The organism is Aureimonas sp. CAS (genome assembly GCF_059838215.1).
Genome location: NZ_CM187563.1, coordinates 902170 through 923453, shown reverse-complemented (window position 1 = coordinate 923453; position 21284 = coordinate 902170). Strand labels below are relative to the sequence as shown.

The following is a 21284-nucleotide window of genomic DNA, read 5'->3' as shown; positions in this document are numbered from 1 at the left end:
TCGGCCGCGTCAGGTGGCGAGGCGTGCGTAGACGTCCCCCTGCCCGCGCCGCAGCGTCGCCGCCAGGATCGACGGCCCGTCCGTCCATTCCTCGAAGACGAGCTCCGAGCCTTCGCCGGCCACGAAATTGAAGCGGTAGTCCCCGAGCTCGCCGAGCCGGTCGAGGCAGGCGCGCGTCACGTCGGGGGCCTCGGGCAGCGCCTCGAAGGCGATCATGCGGATCGGCTGCGAGAGCCCCGCGAGGATGTCCGCCTCCAGCCCCTCGACGTCGATCTTGCAGAAGGAGGGGCGGCCGAACTCGGCGATCAGCGCATCGAGCGTCGTCACCTCCACCTCGGCCTCGCGGTCCCAGGCGACGGCGCCGAAGCCGTCCGTCTTGCCGACCGTCTCGATCCAGCGGGTGGACAGCGTCGAGACCGTCGGGTGCCGGCTGGAGATGCGCAGGGTCGCGGTCCCCGGCTCGCGCCCGACGGCCTTCTCGACCAAAGTCGCGCGGGTCTTCGGCAGCGTCCTGCGCAGCGTGCCGATCAGGAGCGGCTGGGGCTCGACGGCGACGATCTCGCATCCGAGCGAATGCAGAGTGCGCGTCCGGTTGCCGACATGGGCGCCGATGTCGAAGACGAGGTCGCCGGGCTTCACCAGCTCGCCGTAGAGCTTCGCCAGCCCGCGGCGCCGCCAGGGCATGCCGTAATAGGTGACGAGGGAGCGGGCGACCCCGAGATAGGGCGCGATGGGGCCGGTCACGCTGGCGGGGCCGTGCGGTTGCGGCGAAGCCAGAGGATGTCGACCGCGAAGGACCATGCCAGGAAGGACACGGTGACGAGCGCGGCGACATTCGACAGCGGCGGCTCGACGACCGGCGTGATGATCGCGCCTAGAACCGCCGCCTGAAGAACGCAGACCGCCTTGCGCCGCATGGAGTGCGGCAGGTCGGCGGACAGCCAGGGCAGGACGTATTGCGCGGCGAGGAAGGCGTATCGCATCAGCCCGATCGCGAGGACGAAAGCGCCGGCCTTGCCCAGCGCGAAGGCGAGAACCGACAGGAGAAGGATCAGCAGCGCATCGACTTCCATGTCGTAGCGCGCGCCGAAATCCGACTGCAGGTTCAGCCGCCGGGCGAGATAGCCGTCCACCCCGTCGAGCAGGAGCGCGACAAGCGCGATGCCGGCGAAGGTCCAGGCCCAGGCCTCGCGCGGGGCGCCGACGATCTGGTCCGCGTCGAGGACGAGGCCGGCGAAGAGCGCGGTCGCCACGGCCCGAAGGGTGGTGACGACGTTCGGCGCGCCGAAGCGGGCGTGCGGGTGATGATCGAGCCCGGCATGGGCGAAGGCCGCGATCACGCCGTAGACGAGAAGCGCGGGCGGCAGGAAGCGCCAGTCCAGCCCCCCGGCCCAGACGATTCCGCCGCCGATCAGAAGGAGAAGCGCGAAACCTGTGCCGAGCGTCAGCGCCGCATCGGCCTTCAGGCCGGACCGGCCGGCATCGTCGGCCGCCGGAAGGCTGACGCGTTTCAGGGCCGCGCTGGGAACGAGCGAGCCCGCCAGCGCCCGGACCGGCGCCCTACTTGGTTCCGAGAGCGTCGACATCGATCATGTGTCCGGCCCGCGCCGCCTTGGTGCGCAGATAGTTGCGGTTCTGCTCCGTCACCTCGCCGGGAGCCGGCGTGCGACCGACGACCTCGATCCCGCCGGCGCGAAGATGCGCGATCTTGGTCGGGTTGTTGGTCATCAGGTCGATGCGGGTGTAGCCGAGGGCGAGCAGCATCGCGACGGCGGCCTCGTAGCGGCGCTCATCCGTCCCGAAGCCGAGTTCGGCGTCGGCGTCCACCGTGTCGAGCCCCTCGCACTGGAAGCCGTAGGCGCGCATCTTGGCAGCGATGCCGGTCCCGCGCCCCTCCTGGTCGAGATAGATGAGCACGCCGCCGCCGGCCGCCTCCATCGCCGCGAGCCCGCGGCGCAGCTGATCGCCGCAGTCGCATTTCAGCGAGCCGAAGAGGTCGCCCGTCAGGCAGGAGGAGTGCACGCGAACGGGCACCGGCTGATGCGGATCAGGATCGCCGACGACGATGGCGATCTGGTCGCGCTGGGCGAAGCCGCCCCGGAAGACGACGAACTCCGCCGCCTCGATCCCGCGAAGGGGAACGACGGTGCGCGCGACGATCTCGAACTCCTGCGCCTTCGTGCCATAGGCCTCGACGATGTCTCCCGTCCGCACCCGCAGCGCGCCCTGCAGCTCGCTCGCGTTCGCGGCCTGACGCGAGACGACCATGGCGGGCAGGAGAAGCGCCAGCCGCGCGAGCGCGGCGGCTTCACGCTCCAGCCAGCTCGCCGCCGTGAAGGCGGCCGGGGCTTCGGCGCCCCGCGTGTAGGCCAGGCGGCAGGCGTCGTCGTAGTTCAGCTCGGCCAGCGGAACGAGCAGGCCCTCGTCGGTCTCGACGCCGAGAGCGCGGGCGCGCGGCGCGGTGAGGAACAACGCCTGGTCGTTTCCGGCGATCGCCGCGAAGACGCGGTAGACGTCCGGCGAGGCCGCGTCGAGCGCCAGGACCGCGATGCGCTCGCCATCGCCCTCCAGGATCACCGGGCGCCCGGCGCGCAGCTCGGCGCTGGCGCGCTCGCAGCGCACGGCGGGACCGCCAAGAGCCGTTTCGGCGTCAGACGGGGTGGGACGTTCGATTCTGTCCATGCGATTCAAGATACTTCCCCCCGCCCGGCCTTTCAGCGGATCGACTGATTGAGCAGCATATGCCCTGTTCGACTGCATATGGTGTCGGATTTTCCGTCGCCTATCCGTCATGTTCGTGAATCGAGGGCGTTCGGACGCGGTGGAAACTGCGTTTATTTGCCGCGACCCGATCGGCCGCCCGGCACGGCGAGGATGTCGCGATGACCGACCACAACGTGTGCCGGGCTCGATATCCGGTTCGCGAGCCAGTCCTGCAGACGGCCCGGCTCGACCCGCTCCGTCTCGGCGACGGCCTGCGCGACTCCCTCCAGGAACTGCGTGCGCAATGGGCCCGGTCCGAGCCGCCAGGGGCTGTCGGCGTCCTCGACCTCGAAGCCCTCGGCTTCGAAGGCTTCGCGCAATGCGCCCGGAGATTCAGGCCCCAGCGCGGGTCCGAAGCCCTTGTCGCCGACTTGATGGGCGTTGAAGGCCGCCTCGACCGCATCGTCCGCGACGTGACGATCATCGAACCGGATGCGCCCGTCATAGCTGAGGGCGGCATAGAGGCCGACGCCCTGCGCCGCGAGCGCTTCGGCGAACCGGCTGAGCCACCCGCGCGAGACGAGATCGAAGAGCGCGGAGGCGGTGACGAGGTCCGCGCCGCCGAGCGGCAGCGTCTCGATCGCCATCAGATCCGCCTCGACGGTCTCGACATCGTGATCGGAAAGCCGGTTCCGCGCCGCCGCCAGAAGCAGGGGATCGTTGTCGACGAGGCACCAGGACGGGCGTGAGGACAGGTCGGGAAGGAGCGCGCGCACGGTCGAGCCGGTGCCGGAGCCGAGATCAACGACCCGCCCGCCCCCGGCCGCTTCGAGACGCGCGCGGGCCGCACGAAGCAGCCCGGCGTCGCGCGCCTCATGGTCGGCGGGCTCGCGCAGGGTCAGCCAGTCGACGTCGAAACCGCTCATGCGTTGATCTCCTCCAGAGCGGCCGACAGTCGGCGCGCCGATCGGCTCCAATCGGGCAGGTCGGCGCCGGCCGCCTTCGCGCCGTCCGCCTTCGAGCGCAGCAGCGCCTCGTCGGACAAAAGCCGTCGCAGCGCATCCGCGAAGGCCCGCGCATCGCCCGGCGGAACCAGAATGCCGGCTTCGTCCGGCACGACCTCCGGCACCGCCCCGGCGGCGCAGGACACGATGGGAAGACCCTGCGTCATCGCCTCCGCGAAGACCATGCCATAGCCCTCGTGACGCGTGGCGAGCGCGAAGAGGTCCGCGCGCGCCATTTCGGCGCGCGGATCGACCGCCTCGCCGAGAAGCGTGATGCGGCCGGACAGGCCGCGCCGCTCGATCGTCGCGGTGACGGCGGCGGCGAAAACCGGGTTCCGATCCGGGCTTCCGACGATCCGGCACCGCCAGTCGAGATCGGCGATCTCGGTCAGCGCGTCGACGAGGACGTCGTAGCCCTTGCGCGGCGTAAGCGAGCCGACGGCGAGAACGACCGGGGGCCGCCCCCCGCCGGGCGCGAGAGGAGCCCGCTCCGTGCCGGGCGGGACGACCCGCAGGCGGCGCTCGGGAACGGCGAAGTCGGCGATCAGCTCGCGGCCCGTCGTCTCGCTGGTGGCGACGACGAGGCGGGCGAAGGCGAGCGCGGCGGTCTCGCTCTCCCGAAGACGCGCCGACGTCGCCGCGTCGAGGCCCGTCTCCAAAGCGAGCGGGTGATGAACCAGCGCGGCCAGCCGCAGCCGTTCCGCTTCCGCCTCCGCGATCTCCGGCATGGCGCCGAAGGCGAGGCCATCGATCAGGACGAGCGTTCCGTCCGCCAGCTCGGAGAAGGCCAAACGCGTGGCATCCAGATCGCCTTCGCTCGGCGCGGGGAAGCTCGCCGGCAGAGCCAGCACCTCCACGTCCCAGCCGAGCGCGGACAGCTCCGCGATCATCCGCCGGTCGTAGGCGTAGCCGCCCGTCGCCGTCTCGATGTCTCCGGGGATCGCGAAGACGAGACGCTTGTTCAAAGAGCGGCCTCGTACCAGGCGCGCGCGACGTGCGACTCGTGAAGCTGGACGCGCAGGCGCTTCACGCGGGCGCCGCCCTCGCCGAGCTTGCCCTCCCCGATCGCCGCCTTCAGCCGGTCGAAGATGTGGCGTGAGAGGAACTCCGTCGTCGTCGTCTTGCCCTTGAACTCGTCGACCTCGTCGAGATTGGCGTAGTTCAGGGGCTTGAGGATCGCCGACAGCGCCGTGCTCGCCAGACCGATGTCGACGACCAGACCGTCGGAATCGAGCTCGTCCGCGTAGAAGGCCGCATCGACGACGAAGGTCGCGCCATGCAGCCCTTGCGCCGGCCCGAAGACCTCTCCGGGCAGCGAATGGGCGATCATGATGTGGTCGCGGACTTCGACGGCGTACATGGGCGTTCCTCGTTCAGGTGTAGCGTATACGGTGGCAGAGCGTTTCGGATGCGGCGAGGATGTCGCCATAGGCGTCCGCGAGCCGGCCGAAGTGCGTTTCGCCCGAGATGAGGATGTCGAGCCGGTCGTCCGCAAGAAGCGAGAGCGCGGTCTCCATGCGTCGCCGGGTCGTCCAGCGGGCGCGGCGCGCGGGCGGCACAGAGCCGACCTGCGAGGCGACGATCGACAGGCGCTGCGAATGGAAGGCGCCGCCGAGCGCGACCGGCACCTCGCCCTCCCCGTACCAGCTGGCCTCGACGATCCGCGCCTCGAACCCGGCCATGGGAAGCGCGGTGGCCAGCCCTTCGCCGCGCCCCGACAGATGCAGCACGACGTCGCAATCCGTCAGGGCCTCGCCGGGCGGCGAGAAGCCGATCCCCAGCGCCTCGGCAACGGGCCGGCGGGTCTCGTCCGGATCGACGAGGCAGGTCTCGACGCCCGCGATCCGCGAGGCGAGCCAGCCCGCGAGGAGCCCGACCAGCCCGCCACCGACGATGCCGACGCGGTCGCCGGGTGCGATGCCGCCGTCCCAGACGACGTTCAGCGCCGTTTCCATGTTCGCGGCCAGAACCGCGCGCTGCGGCGGGATGCCGGCCGGCACGCGTGTGACCTCTCCCGCGCCGAGAACGACGCGATCCTGATGCGGATGGAGGGCGAAGACCGTCTCGCCCCGCCATTCCGCCGGACCCTGCGCGACCTTCGCCACGAGCGCGTAGCCGTATTTGACCGGAAAGGGAAAATCGCCCGCCTGATGCGGTCCGCGCATCCGCTCGCGTTCGCTCAGCGGAACGCGCCCCTCGAAGATCAGGCGCTCGGTGCCCCGGCTGATCGCGCCATAAAAGCTCTCGAGAACGAGGTCCGCCTCGCCGGCGGTGGGCAGCATCTCGCGCCGCAACTCGCATCGGCCGGCGCTTGTGATCCAGAGCGCGCTCGCCGCCTCGTTTCTCTCCGGTTCAGACAAGGGCGGTGCTCGGATGGATGCGTGACAGGGGTGCGGGAGATGGGGCGGGCCGGCGCGAGGGAAAGGCGGGAGCCGCAACCCTCCGTCCCGAAGATGCCCCTCGGCTCAGGCGAGACGGGCGTCCGCGACGGGCCGCGCGCGGTCTTCCGAAAGGTCGTGGACGAGGCGCTCGTCCCGCGCCAGGTCGCGCAGGATCGACTGCAGACCCGGCTCCAGCACCATGCGGGAGGCGATCTTCAGGGGAACCCAGGCCCGGTCGCGCTCGCCCTTCTCCTTCCAGGTCGCCCGTTCGGCGGTCACCAGAAGCGGGAAGACGTCCACACGGCAAAGCTCGAACCAGAGCGAACGGCGCTTCCAGTAGTCGTAGGTGCCGAGCGGCTCCTTGCGCACCGAACCCTCGACGCCGGCCTCCTCCGCCGCCTCTATGGCGGCGGCCTTGGCGTCGCTCTTGCCCTTCATCAGATTGCCCTTGGGCAGCACCCAGCGATGGGTGCGGCGCGAGGTGACGAGCAGCGCCTCGGTCTGGCCGGAGGGCGAGACGCGCAGCGGCAGAGCGGCGACCTGCCGCTGAACCCTCCTGCTCTTCTGTCCCGCCATGTCCGCATCTCCTCGCACAGCCGATTCCGGCCGGCGTCGACCTGTCTTTCAAGTTGCAAGATTGGGCTTTCCGCCGTCGTAAGCAAGGGTGACGAACGGCATGCAGATTGTAGACGGAAACCTCTGCGCAAGCTTCGCATGCAGGTGATTTGACCGCACCGGCCATCTTGGCCACGATCCCGCGCGAAGGACGAACGGCCGGCGTGATTCGCCGACCGCGAAAGGACGATGCCATGCGGATGAGGACGAACGCCCAAAGGTCCGCCGTCGGCGCAGCCATGCTCGCCAGCCTCCTGTTCCTCTCGGCCTCCCCGTCAGCGATCGCGCAGACCTTCGACACGAGCGCGCCGACCGCGATCCTGATCGACTTCAACACCGACACGATCCTGTTCGAGAAGGATTCGGACCGCGAGGTGCCGCCGGCCAGCCTCGTGAAGCTGATGACCATCGCCGTCATCTTCCACGAGCTGGAGGAAGGGCGGCTGTCGCCGAACGACATGTTCCCCGTCTCCGAATATGCGTGGCGCACCGGCGGCGCGGCCTCGGGCGGCTCCACCATGTTCCTGCCGCTGAACTCGACGGTCAGCGTCGAGGATCTGATCAAGGGCATCGCGATCCAGTCGGGCAACGACGCGACGATCGTCGCGGCCGAGGGCATCGCCGGCTCGGTCGAGGCCTTCGCGCAGCTGATGAACCAGCGCGCGGCGGAGATCGGGCTGACGGGATCGCGCTTCACCAACCCGCACGGGCTGCCCGATCCGGGACAGCACGTCACCATGCGCGATCTGGCCGTGCTCGCCGAGCATCTGATCCGCGAGTACCCCGAACGCTACCCGCTCTTCAGCGAGACCGAGTTCACCTTCAACGGCATCACCCAGCGCTCGCGCAATCCGCTGCTGGCGCTCGGCGCGGACGGGTTGAAGACCGGTCACACCTCGGAGGCCGGATACGGCCTCGTCGCCTCGGCGCAGGAGGGCGGCCGCCGCATCGTCATGGCGATGACCGGCATGCAGTCGGTCGGCGAGCGCGCCGAGGAGGCGCGCAAGATGATGACCTGGGGCCTGCGCTCCTTCCAAGACCGCGTCGTGCTGGCCGCCGGGACGGCGGCGGCGGAGGCGAACGTGCGCGGCGGCGTTGCGCCGACGGTCGCGCTCGCGCCCGCCGAGGATCTGACGGTCCTCGCCGCGCGGGGCACCGAGAGCGAGTTCGAAATCGTCGTCGACGAGACGCCTTCGGTCGAAGCGCCCGTGGCGGCGGGCCAGGAGATCGGGCGGGTGCGCGTGGTGCGCGCCGGCGAGACCGTGCGCGAGGCGCCGCTGCTGGCGCAGGCCGCCGTCGAGCAGGCGCCCTTCATGGAGCGCGCCTGGGGCATGGCCCTCGGCTACGCCTCGGATGCCGGCCGGGCCATCGTCTCCTACGCGCGGGAGGCCGGGAACATCGCCTACGGCTATGTCGCGGGCCTGATCCAGTAGCTTCCAAAGGTCCGGCAGCGCCGGTCTTCGTCGAGGCTTCGCCGCCCGAGGGACGGGCCGCCATACCGGTCTGATTTTCTCGGAAACACGGAGGGCGAGCCATGAAACAGGGCTCGCCTTCCATGTTTCGATCGACGCGGCGACGGCGCTCCGCCTCGCCCTTATGCCGCCCGCGCAGACCGCGCGCCTCACAGCTCGATCAGCGGCCGTAGAGGACCGAGGGCAGCCAGGAGCCCATCGCCGGGAAGACGTAGTAGAGCACCATGGTGAAAACGACGATCACCAGGAAGGGCAACATTCCCCAGAAGATGTCCACCAGCTCGATGCCCTTGGGCGCGACGCCCTTCAGATAGAAGGCGGACATGGCCATGGGCGGCGACATGAAGGCCGTCTGCACGTTCAGCGCCACAAGGATGCCGAAGAACAGCGGGTCGATGTCGTAGATCGCCAGGAGCGGCAGGAAGATCGGCACGAAGATGACGATGATCTCCGTCCACTCCAGCGGCCAGCCGAGCAGGAAGATGATGAGCTGGGCCAGAAGCAGGAACTGCAGCGGCGTCAGGCTCATGGATTCGAACCATCCCGCGATGACCGCCTGCCCGCCGAGCAGCGCGAAGACCGAGGCGAAGATCCACGACCCGACGAAGAGCCAGCATACCATGGCCGAGGAGCGGGCGGTCAGGAAGACCGATTCCTTGAACTTTTCGAAGGTCAGCGCCCGGTAGAGGAGCGCGAGCAGGATCGCCCCGAGCGCGCCGATGCCGGCCGCCTCGTGCGGCGTGGCGAGGCCGAAGAGGATCGCCCCGAGAACCGAGAAGATCAGCGTGGCCAGCGGCACGAAGGAGACGAGGACGTTCCACGCGATCTCGCGCCGCGAGACGTTGTAGGCCTCGTCCGGCAGCCTGGGCGCGAGGCTCGGGTTCAGATAGGCGCGCACGATCACGTAGACGATGTAGAAGGTCGCCAGCACGAGGCCGGGGATGAGCGCCGCCGCGTAGAGCCGCACCACCGAGACACCTGCCGTCGCGCCGTAGAGGATCAGCATGATCGAGGGCGGGATGAGGATGCCGAGCGTGCCGCCGGCACAGATCGCGCCGGTCGCCAGACGCTTGTCGTAGCCCGCGTTCAGCATGGCCGGCAGCGCGAGCAGGCCCATCAGCGTGATGACCGCGCCCACGATGCCGGTCGCGGTGGCGAAGAGCGTGCAGGTCAAAAGGCTCGCGACCGCGAGCGAGCCCGGCATGCCGCGCGCGGCGAGCTGCAGCGAGTGGAACAATCGCCCCAGGATGTTGGAGCGCTCGATCATGTAGCCCATGAACAAAAAGAGCGGGATCGAGATGAGGACGTCGTTCGACATCACGCCGTAGGTGCGCTGCACCAGAAGCGCGAAGATCGTGTCGCCGATGGCGATGTAGCCGAAGAAGACCGAGAGGGCGACGAGGGTGAAGGCGATGGGAAAGCCGAGCAGGATGGCGAAGATGAACACCACCAGCATCAGGATGCCGATTTCGGGATTGGTCACAGCTTGTTCCTCAGATCGGCGCCTTGAACCAGGGTGCCGTCCTCGACCTGCGCGGCGAGCTTGGCGTCGAGTTCCTCCACGTCGTGGCGCCGTGGCGGCCAGACGCCGGTGCGAAGGGCGGTGAAGGCGCGGATCGTCTCGGCGACCCCCTGAAGGAGAAGGAAGACCCCGGCGATCGGGATCAGCGCCTTGAAGTGGTAGAGCGGCGGGCCGTTGGGGCTGGCCACGGACCGCTCGCCGATCATCCAGGAGAAGGCCGCGAAGCCGTAGCCGGAATAGACGAAGGCGATGACGCCGGGAAAGAAGAAGAGGATGTAGAGGACGAGGTCGAGCCCGCCCTGCCAGCGCACCGGCAGGAGCCGGTAGACGATGTCGGCCCGCACCTGGCTGTTGCGCGACAGGGCGTAGGCGCCCGCCATCATGAACAGCGTGCCGTAGAAGATGTAGCTCATGTCGTAGGCCCAGGTCGTGGGCCGCCCGAGCACGTAGCGCACGAACACCTCGTAGCAGACGGTGCCCGTGAGGAGGACGATGGACCAGGAGAAGAGCTTGCCGACAAGCTCGCTCAACCGGTCGATCGCGAAGAGGAATTTCTGCATCTGGGCTTATGGATCCCGCGGCACGTCCGTGCGGACGCGCGACCCCTCGACGAGGCGCGACCCGTCCGGCCTCGAACGGAGCACGCCCGGCTCATCGGATTTCGCGATCGGACCGCGAAGGAGCGCCGTTCCGGCCGCCGCGCCTGGCACACGCGGCGGCCGGCCGGGACCCCGAGGACCGCTCAGGCCTGGAAGAAGTGCTCGTAGGCGGCCCGGCGGGGCACCTCCCACTCCATCTCGAAGCCGACGACGCGGTTCACCCAGGCTTTCTGGCTCTCGATGACCTTGGCGAAGAAGGGATCGCCCGACAGGCTCTCGACGACCTGGCTCCAGGACGCGAGCTGCGCTTCCAGGACCTCGTCCGGCGTCTGGACGACCGTCACGCCGGCATCGCGGATCTTCTGGAGGTCGGCCGAATAGCGGTCCATGGCCTTCCAGGCCATGTCGGCGGAGGCGGCGTCCGCGGCATAGCGCAGGATCTGGACCACCTCATCGCCCAGCGCGTCGTGCTTGGCCTTGTTGAAGATGATCTCGAAGCATTCGCAGGGCTGATGGTGCGAGCGCACCATGTAGATCTTCGAGACGTCGGGAAAGCCGAGCGTGAGGTCGGAGGACGGGTTGTTGAACTCCGCTCCGTCGAGGAGCCCGCGATCCATGGCCGGCACGATGTCGGCCGCGCCCATGATCGTCACCGCCACGCCCATGTTCTGATACATGTCGGCGGCAAGGCCGTTGGTGCGGTATTTGAGGCCCTGCAGTTGTTCGGGCGAGGTGATCTCGCTCTCGAACCAGCCCATGGGCTGGCTGGGCATCGGCCCGGAGAGATAGCCGACCAGATTGAGCCCGAGGACGTCCTGCACCAGCTCGTCGTAGAGCTGCTGCCCGCCGCCATAGCGCACCCAGCCGAGCATCTGGTTGGCGTTCCAACCGAAGGAGGGCGGCGTGGCGAAGAGCGAGAACGCCTTGTTCTTCCCGTACCAGTAGCCCGCCACACCATGGCCGCCGTCGAGCGCGCCCGCCGTGATCGCGTCCTGGAGCTGCAAGGCGTTGACCACCGACCCGGCCGGAAGAAGCTGCAGGTCCACCCGGCCGCCGGCCAGCGTGTTCACCCGCGTGACGAAGTCGCGCGCGAACTCGTGGAAGATGTCCTGTTCGGGCCAGGTGCTCTGGAAGCGCAAGGTCTGCGTCTGCGCGCGGGAGACGTTGGGCATGGCCACCGTCGCGGCCGCCGCGACGCCCGCCCCGGCGGCTCCCGTCAAGAATTTTCGGCGCGAGTGTTTGCTCTCCGGATGCGATCCGGAGCCGTCGATCGTGTCGGCCATTGTTCCTCCCCTCGCCTTTGCGGCGACTTGCGGAGCGAGGCTTGCATGCGGCCAGCCGAAAGGTCAAGCGGTCGATCAACTGTCTTTCGAGCCAAATTCTCTTCGGCTCTTCGCAGTTGCGAACGGTTTCGACTGAAGCTTCGACTTGGGACGACGGAAGGGAAGCTTACGACCGGGCCGATCCGGCGAGCGGACGATGCGCTCTCCCCTGATCGTTCAAGGACTTCCGTATCGCCGCCGATCGCGACGGGGGACCGCAAACCCGTGGACCCGCTCGCCCCGTTCACGGCCGCAATGCAAAAATGATCGTGTGCGAAGGCGCCCGAACGGCCTTCGGGCTCTTGGCAAGCGCCGTGGATGACGCATTCTACTGACTGCCAGGGGTTCGACGAAGGAGCGTTGCGCAACATGCCATTCGACGAGATGCTTTCGGCGCCCGATGGGGTGCGCGAACCCTATCGGCGCTTCCAGTCCTGGTTCGACCGACAGGAGCCCTCGTCCCTCGTCACCAAGGCCGGCGAAGCCGAGGGCTTCTTCCGCCGGACCGGCATCACCTTCAACGTCTACGGCGACAAGGAGGCGGCCGAGCGCCTCATCCCCTTCGACCTCGTGCCGAGGATCATCTCGGGCCGCGAATGGGACGCGCTCGCCGAAGGCATCGAGCAGCGCGTGCGCGGGCTGAACGCGTTCCTGGAGGACGTCTACCACAAGCAGGAGATCGTGAAGGCCGGCATCGTCCCGGCCCGCCTGATCGAGGGCAACGAGGCCTTCCTGCCGCAGATGGTGGGCTTCCGTCCGCCGGGCGGGGTCTACACTCACATCATCGGCGTCGACATCGTGAGAACCGGCGAGGACGAGTTCTACGTTCTCGAGGACAACGCCCGCACGCCCTCCGGCGTCTCGTACATGATCGAGAACCGCGAGACGATGATGCAGATGTTCCCCGAGCTGTTCGCGCAGAACCGCGTGCGGCCGGTGGAGACCTATCCGCGCCATCTGCGGCGCTCGCTCTCGGCGGTGGCGCCGGCGGCCTGCGAAGGCACGCCGCGCGTCGCCATCCTGACGCCGGGCATCCACAACTCGGCCTATTACGAGCATGCCTTCCTGGCGGACCAGATGGGCGTCCAGCTCGTGGAGGGCGACGATCTGAAGCTCGTCGACGGGCGCATCCAGATGCGCACGACGCAGGGCTTCGTGCCGATCGACGTGCTCTACCGCCGGGTGGACGACGCCTATCTCGATCCGCACGCCTTCAAGCCGGATTCGCTGCTCGGCGTGCCGGGCATCATGGAGGTCTACCGCAACGGCGGGATCACCATCGCCAACGCGCCGGGCACGGGCATCTCCGACGACAAGGCGATCTACTCCTACATGCCGGAGATCGTGGAGTTCTACACGGGCAAGCCGGCGATCCTGAAGAACGTGCCGACGCATCGCTGCGCGGAGGACGACCAGCTCGCCTACGTCCTGGAGAACCTGCACGAGCTCGTCGTGAAGGAGGTGCACGGGTCGGGCGGCTACGGCATGCTGGTCGGACCGGCGGCTTCGAAGGCCGAGCGCGAGGCCTTCGCCGAGAAGCTCAAGGCCCGGCCGGGCAACTACATCGCCCAGCCGACGCTGGCGCTCTCAACCGTTCCGATCCTGGTCGAAAAGGGCCTTGCGCCCCGCCACGTCGATCTGCGCCCGTTCGTTCTCGTCTCCGACACGGTGAAGATCATTCCGGGCGGGCTGACGCGGGTGGCGCTCAAGGAAGGCTCGCTCGTGGTCAATTCCAGCCAGGGCGGCGGAACGAAGGACACCTGGGTGCTCGACGAATGAGGTCCGCCACCGCCGCCGCCCTCCTGCAAACTTTGGAACTCTGAGCCGATGCCGCTTCTCGGACGAACCGCCAGTGGACTGTTCTGGATGCAGCGCTACATCGAGCGCGCCGAGAACATGGCCCGCCTGATCGACGCGGGTCTTCGCCTTTCGATGACGAACCTCTCCTCCGAGCCCGACGAATGGAGTTCAGTCCTCGTCTCGGCGGGCGTCGAGGCCGCCTACAGCGCCAAATATCCGAGCCTGGAGCCGGACTCCATCATCGACTTCCTGCTGCGCGACCTCGACAACCCGTCGAGCGTCATGTCCTCCATTGCGGTGGCGCGCACCAACGGGCGCATGGTCCGCACGGCGCTGACGCGCGAGACATGGGAGTCGCTCAACGAAAGCTGGATGCTGCTGCGGCGCCAGCTCGCCCGTCCCGTCGACGACCTACCCGCCACGCTGGAGCTGGTGAAGCGGTGCTGCGCGCTCATTCGCGGCTCGTTCCACGGAACGATGCTGCGCAACGAGATCCTGCACTTCTGCAATCTCGGCACCTTCGTGGAGCGGGCCGATTCCACCGCGCGCATCCTCGACGTGAAGTACTGGGTGCTCCTGCCGGAACACTCCTCGGTCGGCTCGCCGCTCGACAATTACCAATGGGGCACGATCCTGCGCTCGGTCTCGGCGCAGCGCTCCTACGCCTGGGAGTACGATGCCGAGCCGCGGGGCCACGACATCATGGACTTCCTGATCCTGAACCGGCGGATGCCGCGATCCCTCGCCTACTCCTACCACAGCATCGAGGAGGCGCTGCGCTGGCTGGAGCAGCATTACGGCGAGCGCCATTCCTGCCACGACACCGCGCGCGAGATCACCGCGCGGCTCGAGAACACCGACATCCGCTCCATCATCGACTACGGGCTTCACGAGTTCCTGGAGCGGCTGATCCTCGACAACAACCGCCTCTCCAACGAGATCGCTAAGGTCTACCGCTTCCACGCCTAGAGCCTTTCAGCCCGTTACGGACTCACTCTGTTTGCCGTTCGCCGCTCGCGTTCCGCGAGAAGGGTCGCGATGGTCGTAGCGGGCTACGGCCGAGCGAGCCGACGAAGTGGACGCCCGGCGAACGCAAACCCGAAGGGCCGGGTGCATTCGGTCCGATCCCGTCGTGGCCGGCCTACGGCCGTAGCCCCGCTACGACCTTGTCCGGCCCCTCGACCTCGAACACGAATGCTTCCCGGCAGAGTGTTTCCGTAACGGGCTGAAAGGCTCTAAGCGGAAGGGCCGCTTCGGACCAGCCTTTGGCCGGACTCTTCGTCCACGCGCGCCCCGTTGCGGCATTCGTGCCGCAGCCTGCCGAAAATTCGTTCACCACGCTTGCAAGGGGGCGGCGCCTGTCGGAACTTCCCCTGTCGGCTCGCAGTGGCAGACCGGGATGAATGGAAGAGGCTGCTCGAAGCCATGACGTATTGCGTCGGCCTGCTCGTCGATCAGGGATTGGTGTTCATGTCCGACACCCGCACCAATGCGGGCGTCGACAACATCTCGACCGTGTCGAAGATGAAGACCTTCGAGGTGCCGGGCGACCGGTTCCTGTGCCTGCTGTCGGCCGGCAATCTGGCGACGACTCAGTCCGCGATCTCGCTTCTGGAGGAGCGCTTCGCAGCGCCCGACGACCGGAACCCGGCGATCCTGCGTCAGCCCTCCATGTTCCAGACGGCCAAGCTCGTGGGCGAGACGCTGCGCGAGGCGATCGGCTACGCCTCCATGAACGGCGGCAACGATCCGATCTTCGCCGGCAGCTTCATCCTGGGCGGGCAGATCCGGGGCGGACGCCCGCGGCTCTTCCTGATCTACCCGGAGGGCAATTTCATCGAGGCCGGCGCGGACACGCCCTTCTTCCAGATCGGCGAGCACAAATACGGCCGCCCGATCATCGTGCGCACCTACGATCCGGCGATGAGCCTGAACGAGGCCGCCAAGCTGCTTCTCGTCTCCTTCGATTCCACGCTGAAGTCGAATCTCTCGGTCGGACTGCCGCTCGATCTGCAGATGTACGGCGCCGACAGCTTCACCGCCGGCCACCGCCAGCGCTTCGATATGGACGATCCCTATTACGCGCAGATCTCCGGCGGCTGGTCGTCCGCGCTGCGCTCGGCCTTCGACCGGCTCCCGCCCTATGTGCCGCAGGGCGCGATCAAGCTCGTCGAGGCGGCGGGGTGACCACGGCCGGGACCCTCGAGCCGCCGGCGGACCATGTCCTTCGAACGCTCAACGATCTGGCGCGCCACTACGGCGAGGCGAATCCGCGCTCGCTGACCAAGGAGATCGCCTATGTCAACGCGCCCTATCGCGCGCTGATCGAGGCCTCGTCCTTCGTCATCCTCGCGACCGCCGGCCCGGACGGGCTCGACGCCTCTCCGCGCGGCGACCCGCCGGGCTTCGTGAAGGTGGACGAGGCGGGACGAACGCTCTTCCTTCCCGACCGCCCGGGCAACAACCGGGTGGATTCGCTGCGCAACATCGTGAGCGACCCTCGGGTCGGTCTCCTCTTCCTCGTCCCCGGCCTCGGCGAGACGCTGCGGGTCAACGGCCGCGCGACGATCTCGGTCGATCCGGACCTGCTGTCGCGCTTCGCCATGAACGGGAAGCAGCCTCGCTCGGTGATCCGCATCGAGGTCGAGAGCGTCTACTTCCAGTGCCAGAAAGCCATCGTGCGCTCCAGGCTCTGGAGCGCGGACGCACAAGCGGCCAAGGGCGCCCTGCCCTCGGCCGGGACCATGCTGGCGGCGACCGACGCGGCGATCGACGCGCGGACATACGACCGAGAGGCACCGGCCCGCGTCGCGCAGACGATCTACTGAGCTTACGCCTCGCGCGACAGGCCCTTCTCGTTCACCTCGGAAAGATAGCGGGCCCACAAGGCGTCATGCTCGCGCGCCAGCTCGTCCAGATAGCTCCACGTGAACAGCCCCGAATCGTGGCCGTCGTCGAAGACGATGCGGATCGCGTAGTGGCCGACCGGCACGAGATTGGCGATCGACACGTTTCGTTTGCCGCCGATCGTCTTTCTTTCGTCGGGCCCGTGCCCCTGCACCTCGGCCGACGGCGAGTGAACGCGCAGGAACTCGGCGGAATAGACCTGCTCCGGCGCGCCGTCCCGCCGCAGCTTCAGCGTCCGCCGGTCGGTCGAGACCCGCAGTTCGCTCGGCGCTTCAACCTGTTGCATGGGCACCCTTTCGTCGAGATCGCGGGACACGTTCGGCTTGACCGGAGAGCGGGCCGCTTCCACATTCCGCTCTCGTTCGATCCCGAACATTCGGAAAGCTTGCTTGTGAGCAGTCAGATCATCGATATCAAGCCGCGGCCGGTCGATGCCGCTTCGATGATCGATCCGTTCGGTCGCCGGATCACCTATCTGCGCGTCTCCGTCACCGACCGCTGCGACTTCCGCTGCACCTACTGCATGGCCGAGAACATGCAGTTCCTGCCCAAGCGCGACCTCCTGACGCTGGAGGAACTGGACCGGCTTTCGAGCGCCTTCATCGAGAAGGGCGTCAAGCGCCTGCGCCTCACGGGGGGCGAGCCGCTGGTCCGCAAGAACCTCATGAGCCTCGTCCGCTCGCTCTCGCGCCATCTCGTCTCGGGCGCGCTGGACGAGCTGACGATGACGACCAACGGCTCGCAGCTCCGGCAGTTCGCGGACGAGCTGTCCGGTTGCGGCGTTCGCCGCCTCAACGTGTCGCTCGACACGCTGGACCCGGACAAGTTCCGCCAGATCACGCGGCGCGGCGATCTGGCGACGGTCCTCGCGGGGATCGACGCGGCGCAGCGCGCCGGCCTGTCGCTGAAAATCAACGCCGTCGCGCTGAAGGGCTTCAACGAGGACGAACTCGCGCCGATGATGGAATGGGCGCATGGCCGGGGCATGGACTTCACGGTCATCGAGACCATGCCGCTGGGCGAGATCGACGAGGACAGGACCGACCGGTACCTCCCCCTCTCGCTCGTCCGCCAGCGCCTGTCCGAGCGCTACACGATGGTGGAAAGCGCCCACCGCACCGGCGGGCCGGCCCGCTACATGCAGGTGGCCGAAACCGGCGGCCGGCTCGGCTTCATCACGCCCATGACGCACAATTTCTGCGAGAGCTGCAATCGCGTCCGTATCACCTGCACCGGCACGCTCTTCATGTGCCTGGGACAGGAGGACGCGGTCGATCTGCGTGCGCCGATGCGCGCCTCCGAGGGCGACGAGCTGCTCAAGGACGCGATCGATCGCGCGATCGCCAGGAAGCCGAAGGGGCACGACTTCATCATCGACCGCGAGACCCGCCGCCCGGCCGTCTCGCGCCATATGAGCATGACCGGCGGATAAGGCGAACGCGGAGATTTCGGCGCGCTTCCGGCCAGCGGCGGACCTTGCTTCGATGACGCCGCTCCGTCGTTCCCTTTTTTTTGACCACATTCTTGGGCAGACTCGGGAACGGCGTCAGGCGGTCGACCGTTTGGCGGACAGGGACGTCCCCACCAAAATCTCTCCGAGAGGAAATCAATGTCGAAGTCGCTGAAGTCCGTTCTGGGCATGTCCGCCGCCCTCCTCATTGCCACCGGCTGCACGCAGACCGAGCGCACGCTCGCCGGTGCCGGCATCGGCGGCGCGGGTGGTGCGGTCGTCGGTAACGCCATCGGCGGCAGCGGCGGCGCGGTCGGCGGTGCGCTTCTCGGCGGCACGGCCGGCGCGCTGGTCGGTCGCGGCACGCGCTGACCTGACACCCGACAGCATCGGCCCGGATATCGAAATCGATCTTCGGAAAGCCCGATGCGCGGGTTCAAAGAGATAGAGCGACGCCATGCGTCCAATCGGACGCACGGCGCCCAGGCGAGCTGAAAGGCCGTCGCGACGTGTTCGCGGCGGCCTTTTTCGTTGCCGCATCAGACGCGCGGGAGCCGCGCTCCCGTGACGCTCGCGGGGCTCGCGGAAAGCTCGGACCCGCCCGGATCGATCACGGCGGAATCCGGTGCGAATTCGCCGCTTTCACCCGTCTCGATGGTTCCGCTCGCTGGCGCGACGCATTAAGGTAGACTGACGATCGTTCGGGATCGTCGTTCCGCTCCTCCAGCTTCCAGCACATCCCTTGTCACGTCTGCAGATCGCCCGCCCCGCCGCTCTTTCCGCGAATGCGAAGGGCAGCCTGCTGATGCTCGCCGCGATGGCGGCCTTCTCGGTGAACGACGCGCTGGTGAAATTCGCCACCTCGGAAATTCCGCCGGCGCAGATCATGGCGGTCCGCGGCGCGATGGCGGGCGCGGCGCTCTATCTCGTCGCGACGTTTCGCGCGCAGGGGCAGCGGCCGAAGCTGATCGCCTCGCTGCGCGGTCCGATCGGCATCCGCGCCCTCGCCGACGGTGCCGCGACGATCAGCTTCATCACGGCGCTCGTCTACATGCCGCTCGCCAACGCCACGGCCATCCTGCAGGCGCTGCCGCTGGTCGTCACGCTCGGCGCGGTCCTCTTCTTCGGCGAACGGCCCGGCTGGCGGCGGTGGACCGCCATCGCGGTCGGCCTCGCCGGGGTGCTCGTCATTCTCCGGCCCGGAACCGAAGGGTTCACGATCCACTCGGTGGCGGTGCTCGCCTGCGTGCTCGCCTGCGCCGTCCGCGACCTCGTGGTGCGCGCCATCCCACAGACGACGCCCTCGGTTTCGGTGGCCGCCGTCACCGCCTTCACCGTCATGGTGCTGGGTCTGGCGCTCCTTCCCTTCGTCGGCTGGCAACCGATGAGCCTGACGACCTTCGGCGCCATGGCGCTCGCGGCCGGCTTCATCGCCTGCGCCTATGTGGCGCTGGCGACCGCGACGCGCACCGGGGAGATCGGGGTCGTCGCGCCCTTCCGCTACGCCGTTCTCGTCTTCGCCTTCATTCTCAGCACGGTCGCCTTCGGCGAGCCGCCGCTGCTGCTCGACCTCGTCGGCTCGGCCATCGTGGTGGCGAGCGGCATCTACGTCATCTACCGCGAGCGGACGGTCGCGAAGATCCCGCCCGTCGCCCCCGGAGCCCCGTGATGCTCGACCGCACGACGACCGAACGCGAGACCTTCGAGGAAGCTCCCGCGCCGGACACCGCCTACACCGCCGCTCCCGCACCCCGGCGGCCCATGCTCCTGACGCTGATCGTCGCCTCGGCCCTCTCGCCGCTCGCGATCAACATCTTCCTGCCGTCGATGACCTCGATCGCGAACGATCTCGACGCCGGCACGGCGGCGGTCGGGCTCGGCCTGTCGCTCTATCTCGGGGCCATGGCGGTCCTGCAGCTCGTCGCCGGCCCGCTGTCCGACCGCTACGGACGCCGGCCGGTGATGCTGTGGGGCATCGCCCTGTTCCTGATCGGCACGCTGATCTGCCTCCTGGCCGAAAGCGTCGAGATCTTCCTCGTCGGGCGCGTCATCCAGTCGGCGAGCGCGGCCGGCATCGTCCTGTCGCGCGCCATCGTGCGCGACCTCTACGACCGCGACCGCTCCGCCGCCATGCTCGGCTACGTCACGATGGGGCTGGCCGTCGCGCCGATGATCGGCCCGGCGATCGGAGGGCTGATCGACACCGCCTTCGGCTGGCGCTGGGTCTTCATCCTGCTCGGCGGGGTCGGGATCGTCACCTTCCTGCTTCTCCTGTTCGATCTGTCGGAGACGAACCGGACGCGCGGCGGGTCGATGGCCGCGCAGTTCTCGGCCTATCGCGCGCTCCTGGCGCGGGGCCCCTTCTGGGGCTACGCGGGCGCCTCCGCCTTCACCTCGGCGGTGTTCTTCGCCTTCCTCGGCTCGGCGCCCTTCATCGCCGTGCAGGTCCTGAACATGACGCCCGCCGCCTACGGCCTGTGGTTCATGCTCTGCTCGGTCGGCTACATCGCCGGCAACTTCTCCACGGCACGGCTTTCGCAGCGGCTGGGCCTGCGCAAACTGATCCTGACGGGAACGCTCGTGAGCCTCGGCGCCAGCGTCGCGACGCTCGCCTTCTTCGCCCTCGGGCAGGTCTCCGCGCTCACGCTCTTCGCGCCGATGATGATGGTCGGCTTCGGCAACGGGCTGACGATCCCTTCGGCGACGGCGGGCGCGGTCAGCGTTCGGCCGGATGCGGCGGGCGCGGCGGCGGGCCTCTCCGGCGCGCTGCAGATCGGCACGGGCGCGCTCGTCTCCGTCATGGCGGCGACCGTCTCCGGCCATCCCGTCCTCGTCGGTCTCGTGATGAGCGCGGTCGCGCTGATCGGCGTCGCCTTCGCGGCCTCGCTCGATCGCCCGCGGGGGATCGGATGAGGATCGCCGGCCTCGTCATCGCAGGCGGCGCGGGCACGCGCATGGGCGGGGAGACGCCCAAGCCCCTGATCGAGATCGGCGGCCGCTCCTGTCTCGACCGGGCGCTGGGCGTTCTGGGGACCGGCTGCGACATCCTCCTCGTCGGCGCATCCGACCCGACCTTCGCCCGGCCCGGCGTCATACTCGTGGCCGATCGCCGGCCCGAGCGGCTCGGTCCGCTCGCAGCGATCGAGGCGGCCCATCGTCACCTCGAAGGCACGGGCGCGACCCATCTCGTGACCGTGCCGGGCGACACGCCCTTCCTGCCGCGCGCTCTCGTTCGCAGGCTCACCGAAGGCGAGCCGGGCGTCGCTCGCGTCGCGCGCTTCGGCGACCGCCTGCACCCGACCGTGGCGCTGTGGCCGCTGGAAAGGCTCTCGGTGCTGGAGAGCCGCCTCGACGATCCCGCGAGCCGGCGCTCGATCATGGCGCTTCTGGACGAGATCGGGTTCGAGCCGGTCGATTTTCCGCCGAGCCCCGACGCGCCGGACGGCGATCCGTTCTTCAATTTGAACACGCAGGAGGATCTGGCGACGGCGCGAGGTCTCTGACCGGCG

22 protein-coding genes are annotated in these 21284 nt (G+C 68.5%); 10 read left to right on the top strand and 12 right to left on the bottom strand.

Features of this window, described 5'->3' with window-relative positions; all coding sequences use genetic code 11:
* Nucleotides 1–9 precede the first annotated feature (9 nt).
* The 8 genes from AC6R2M_RS04310 to AC6R2M_RS04275 all read right to left on the bottom strand — a co-directional run bounded on the left by AC6R2M_RS04310 (nucleotide 10) and on the right by AC6R2M_RS04275 (nucleotide 6664).
* Nucleotides 10–744 carry an FkbM family methyltransferase gene (locus tag AC6R2M_RS04310; protein WP_500485827.1) on the bottom strand — a complete coding sequence of 245 codons (735 nt, stop codon included), beginning with the start codon at nucleotides 742–744 and terminating at the stop codon, nucleotides 10–12.
* Nucleotides 741–1586: a CDP-alcohol phosphatidyltransferase family protein gene (locus AC6R2M_RS04305; RefSeq protein ID WP_500485825.1), complete on the bottom strand. Its 846-nt coding sequence runs from the start codon at nucleotides 1584–1586 to the stop codon at nucleotides 741–743. The genes AC6R2M_RS04310 and AC6R2M_RS04305 overlap by 4 nt, the downstream gene beginning before the upstream one ends.
* A complete protein-coding gene (gene ribA / locus AC6R2M_RS04300; protein WP_500485823.1) occupies nucleotides 1561–2682 on the bottom strand; it encodes a GTP cyclohydrolase II RibA in 1122 nt (373 codons plus the stop codon). Before ribA ends, AC6R2M_RS04305 begins: the two co-directional genes overlap by 26 nt.
* Nucleotides 2683–2834: 152 nt before the next feature.
* On the bottom strand, nucleotides 2835–3629 hold the full coding sequence (locus tag AC6R2M_RS04295; RefSeq protein WP_500485821.1) for a class I SAM-dependent methyltransferase: 795 nt from the start codon (nucleotides 3627–3629) through the stop codon (nucleotides 2835–2837).
* A complete protein-coding gene (locus tag AC6R2M_RS04290; RefSeq protein ID WP_500485819.1) occupies nucleotides 3626–4672 on the bottom strand; it encodes a glycosyltransferase family 4 protein in 1047 nt (348 codons plus the stop codon). Before AC6R2M_RS04290 ends, AC6R2M_RS04295 begins: the two co-directional genes overlap by 4 nt.
* Nucleotides 4669–5067 (bottom strand): 6-pyruvoyl trahydropterin synthase family protein, encoded by a 399-nt coding sequence (locus AC6R2M_RS04285; protein ID WP_500485818.1) that lies wholly within the window; start codon nucleotides 5065–5067, stop codon nucleotides 4669–4671. The genes AC6R2M_RS04290 and AC6R2M_RS04285 overlap by 4 nt, the downstream gene beginning before the upstream one ends.
* A gap of 13 nt (nucleotides 5068–5080) precedes the next feature.
* The gene (locus tag AC6R2M_RS04280; protein ID WP_500485816.1) at nucleotides 5081–5989 is read right to left on the bottom strand and encodes a zinc-dependent alcohol dehydrogenase; all 909 of its coding nucleotides are present in this window, start codon (nucleotides 5987–5989) and stop codon (nucleotides 5081–5083) included.
* A 183-nt stretch (nucleotides 5990–6172) separates the two neighbouring features.
* Nucleotides 6173–6664 (bottom strand): NUDIX hydrolase, encoded by a 492-nt coding sequence (locus AC6R2M_RS04275; protein ID WP_500485814.1) that lies wholly within the window; start codon nucleotides 6662–6664, stop codon nucleotides 6173–6175.
* A 278-nt stretch (nucleotides 6665–6942) separates the two neighbouring features.
* Between AC6R2M_RS04275 and AC6R2M_RS04270 the strand changes: the two genes are divergently transcribed.
* Nucleotides 6943–8136 carry a D-alanyl-D-alanine carboxypeptidase family protein gene (locus tag AC6R2M_RS04270; protein ID WP_500485812.1) on the top strand — a complete coding sequence of 398 codons (1194 nt, stop codon included), beginning with the start codon at nucleotides 6943–6945 and terminating at the stop codon, nucleotides 8134–8136.
* A 199-nt stretch (nucleotides 8137–8335) separates the two neighbouring features.
* On the opposite strand, the gene AC6R2M_RS04265 is transcribed toward AC6R2M_RS04270, so the two are convergent.
* The 3 genes from AC6R2M_RS04265 to AC6R2M_RS04255 all read right to left on the bottom strand — a co-directional run bounded on the left by AC6R2M_RS04265 (nucleotide 8336) and on the right by AC6R2M_RS04255 (nucleotide 11579).
* Nucleotides 8336–9658 carry a TRAP transporter large permease gene (locus AC6R2M_RS04265; protein WP_500485810.1) on the bottom strand — a complete coding sequence of 441 codons (1323 nt, stop codon included), beginning with the start codon at nucleotides 9656–9658 and terminating at the stop codon, nucleotides 8336–8338.
* On the bottom strand, nucleotides 9655–10257 hold the full coding sequence (locus AC6R2M_RS04260; RefSeq protein WP_500485809.1) for a TRAP transporter small permease subunit: 603 nt from the start codon (nucleotides 10255–10257) through the stop codon (nucleotides 9655–9657). The genes AC6R2M_RS04265 and AC6R2M_RS04260 overlap by 4 nt, the downstream gene beginning before the upstream one ends.
* Before the next feature lie 182 nt (nucleotides 10258–10439).
* Complete coding sequence (locus AC6R2M_RS04255; protein ID WP_500485808.1) at nucleotides 10440–11579, bottom strand: TRAP transporter substrate-binding protein; 1140 nt, start codon at nucleotides 11577–11579, stop codon at nucleotides 10440–10442.
* A gap of 423 nt (nucleotides 11580–12002) precedes the next feature.
* Here AC6R2M_RS04255 and AC6R2M_RS04250 point away from each other — a divergent pair, with 423 nt between their 5' ends.
* The 4 genes from AC6R2M_RS04250 (at nucleotide 12003) to AC6R2M_RS04235 (ending at nucleotide 16246) form a co-directional block, all read left to right on the top strand.
* Nucleotides 12003–13397 (top strand): circularly permuted type 2 ATP-grasp protein, encoded by a 1395-nt coding sequence (locus AC6R2M_RS04250; protein ID WP_500487486.1) that lies wholly within the window; start codon nucleotides 12003–12005, stop codon nucleotides 13395–13397.
* Between the two features lie 48 nt (nucleotides 13398–13445).
* Nucleotides 13446–14387 carry an alpha-E domain-containing protein gene (locus AC6R2M_RS04245; RefSeq protein WP_500485806.1) on the top strand — a complete coding sequence of 314 codons (942 nt, stop codon included), beginning with the start codon at nucleotides 13446–13448 and terminating at the stop codon, nucleotides 14385–14387.
* A 456-nt stretch (nucleotides 14388–14843) separates the two neighbouring features.
* Nucleotides 14844–15605 carry a proteasome-type protease gene (locus AC6R2M_RS04240; protein WP_500485805.1) on the top strand — a complete coding sequence of 254 codons (762 nt, stop codon included), beginning with the start codon at nucleotides 14844–14846 and terminating at the stop codon, nucleotides 15603–15605.
* Entirely contained in the window at nucleotides 15602–16246 is a 645-nt protein-coding gene (locus tag AC6R2M_RS04235) for a pyridoxamine 5'-phosphate oxidase family protein (RefSeq protein ID WP_500485804.1), read from the top strand. The genes AC6R2M_RS04240 and AC6R2M_RS04235 overlap by 4 nt, the downstream gene beginning before the upstream one ends.
* Before the next feature lie 2 nt (nucleotides 16247–16248).
* Here AC6R2M_RS04235 and AC6R2M_RS04230 read toward each other — a convergent pair whose 3' ends face one another.
* On the bottom strand, nucleotides 16249–16611 hold the full coding sequence (locus tag AC6R2M_RS04230; RefSeq protein ID WP_500485803.1) for a gamma-butyrobetaine hydroxylase family protein: 363 nt from the start codon (nucleotides 16609–16611) through the stop codon (nucleotides 16249–16251).
* 156 nt (nucleotides 16612–16767) lie between these two features.
* On the opposite strand from AC6R2M_RS04230, the gene moaA reads away from it, so the two are divergent.
* The 5 genes from moaA to mobA all read left to right on the top strand — a co-directional run bounded on the left by moaA (nucleotide 16768) and on the right by mobA (nucleotide 21278).
* Nucleotides 16768–17757 (top strand): GTP 3',8-cyclase MoaA, encoded by a 990-nt coding sequence (moaA, locus tag AC6R2M_RS04225; RefSeq protein WP_500485802.1) that lies wholly within the window; start codon nucleotides 16768–16770, stop codon nucleotides 17755–17757.
* 177 nt (nucleotides 17758–17934) lie between these two features.
* Complete coding sequence (locus AC6R2M_RS04220) at nucleotides 17935–18147, top strand: YMGG-like glycine zipper-containing protein (protein WP_500485801.1); 213 nt, start codon at nucleotides 17935–17937, stop codon at nucleotides 18145–18147.
* 370 nt (nucleotides 18148–18517) lie between these two features.
* Nucleotides 18518–19444 carry a DMT family transporter gene (locus AC6R2M_RS04215; RefSeq protein ID WP_500485800.1) on the top strand — a complete coding sequence of 309 codons (927 nt, stop codon included), beginning with the start codon at nucleotides 18518–18520 and terminating at the stop codon, nucleotides 19442–19444.
* On the top strand, nucleotides 19444–20688 hold the full coding sequence (locus AC6R2M_RS04210) for a multidrug effflux MFS transporter (protein ID WP_500485798.1): 1245 nt from the start codon (nucleotides 19444–19446) through the stop codon (nucleotides 20686–20688). Before AC6R2M_RS04215 ends, AC6R2M_RS04210 begins: the two co-directional genes overlap by 1 nt.
* Complete coding sequence (mobA, locus tag AC6R2M_RS04205; protein WP_500485794.1) at nucleotides 20685–21278, top strand: molybdenum cofactor guanylyltransferase; 594 nt, start codon at nucleotides 20685–20687, stop codon at nucleotides 21276–21278. The genes AC6R2M_RS04210 and mobA overlap by 4 nt, the downstream gene beginning before the upstream one ends.
* Nucleotides 21279–21284 lie beyond the last annotated feature (6 nt).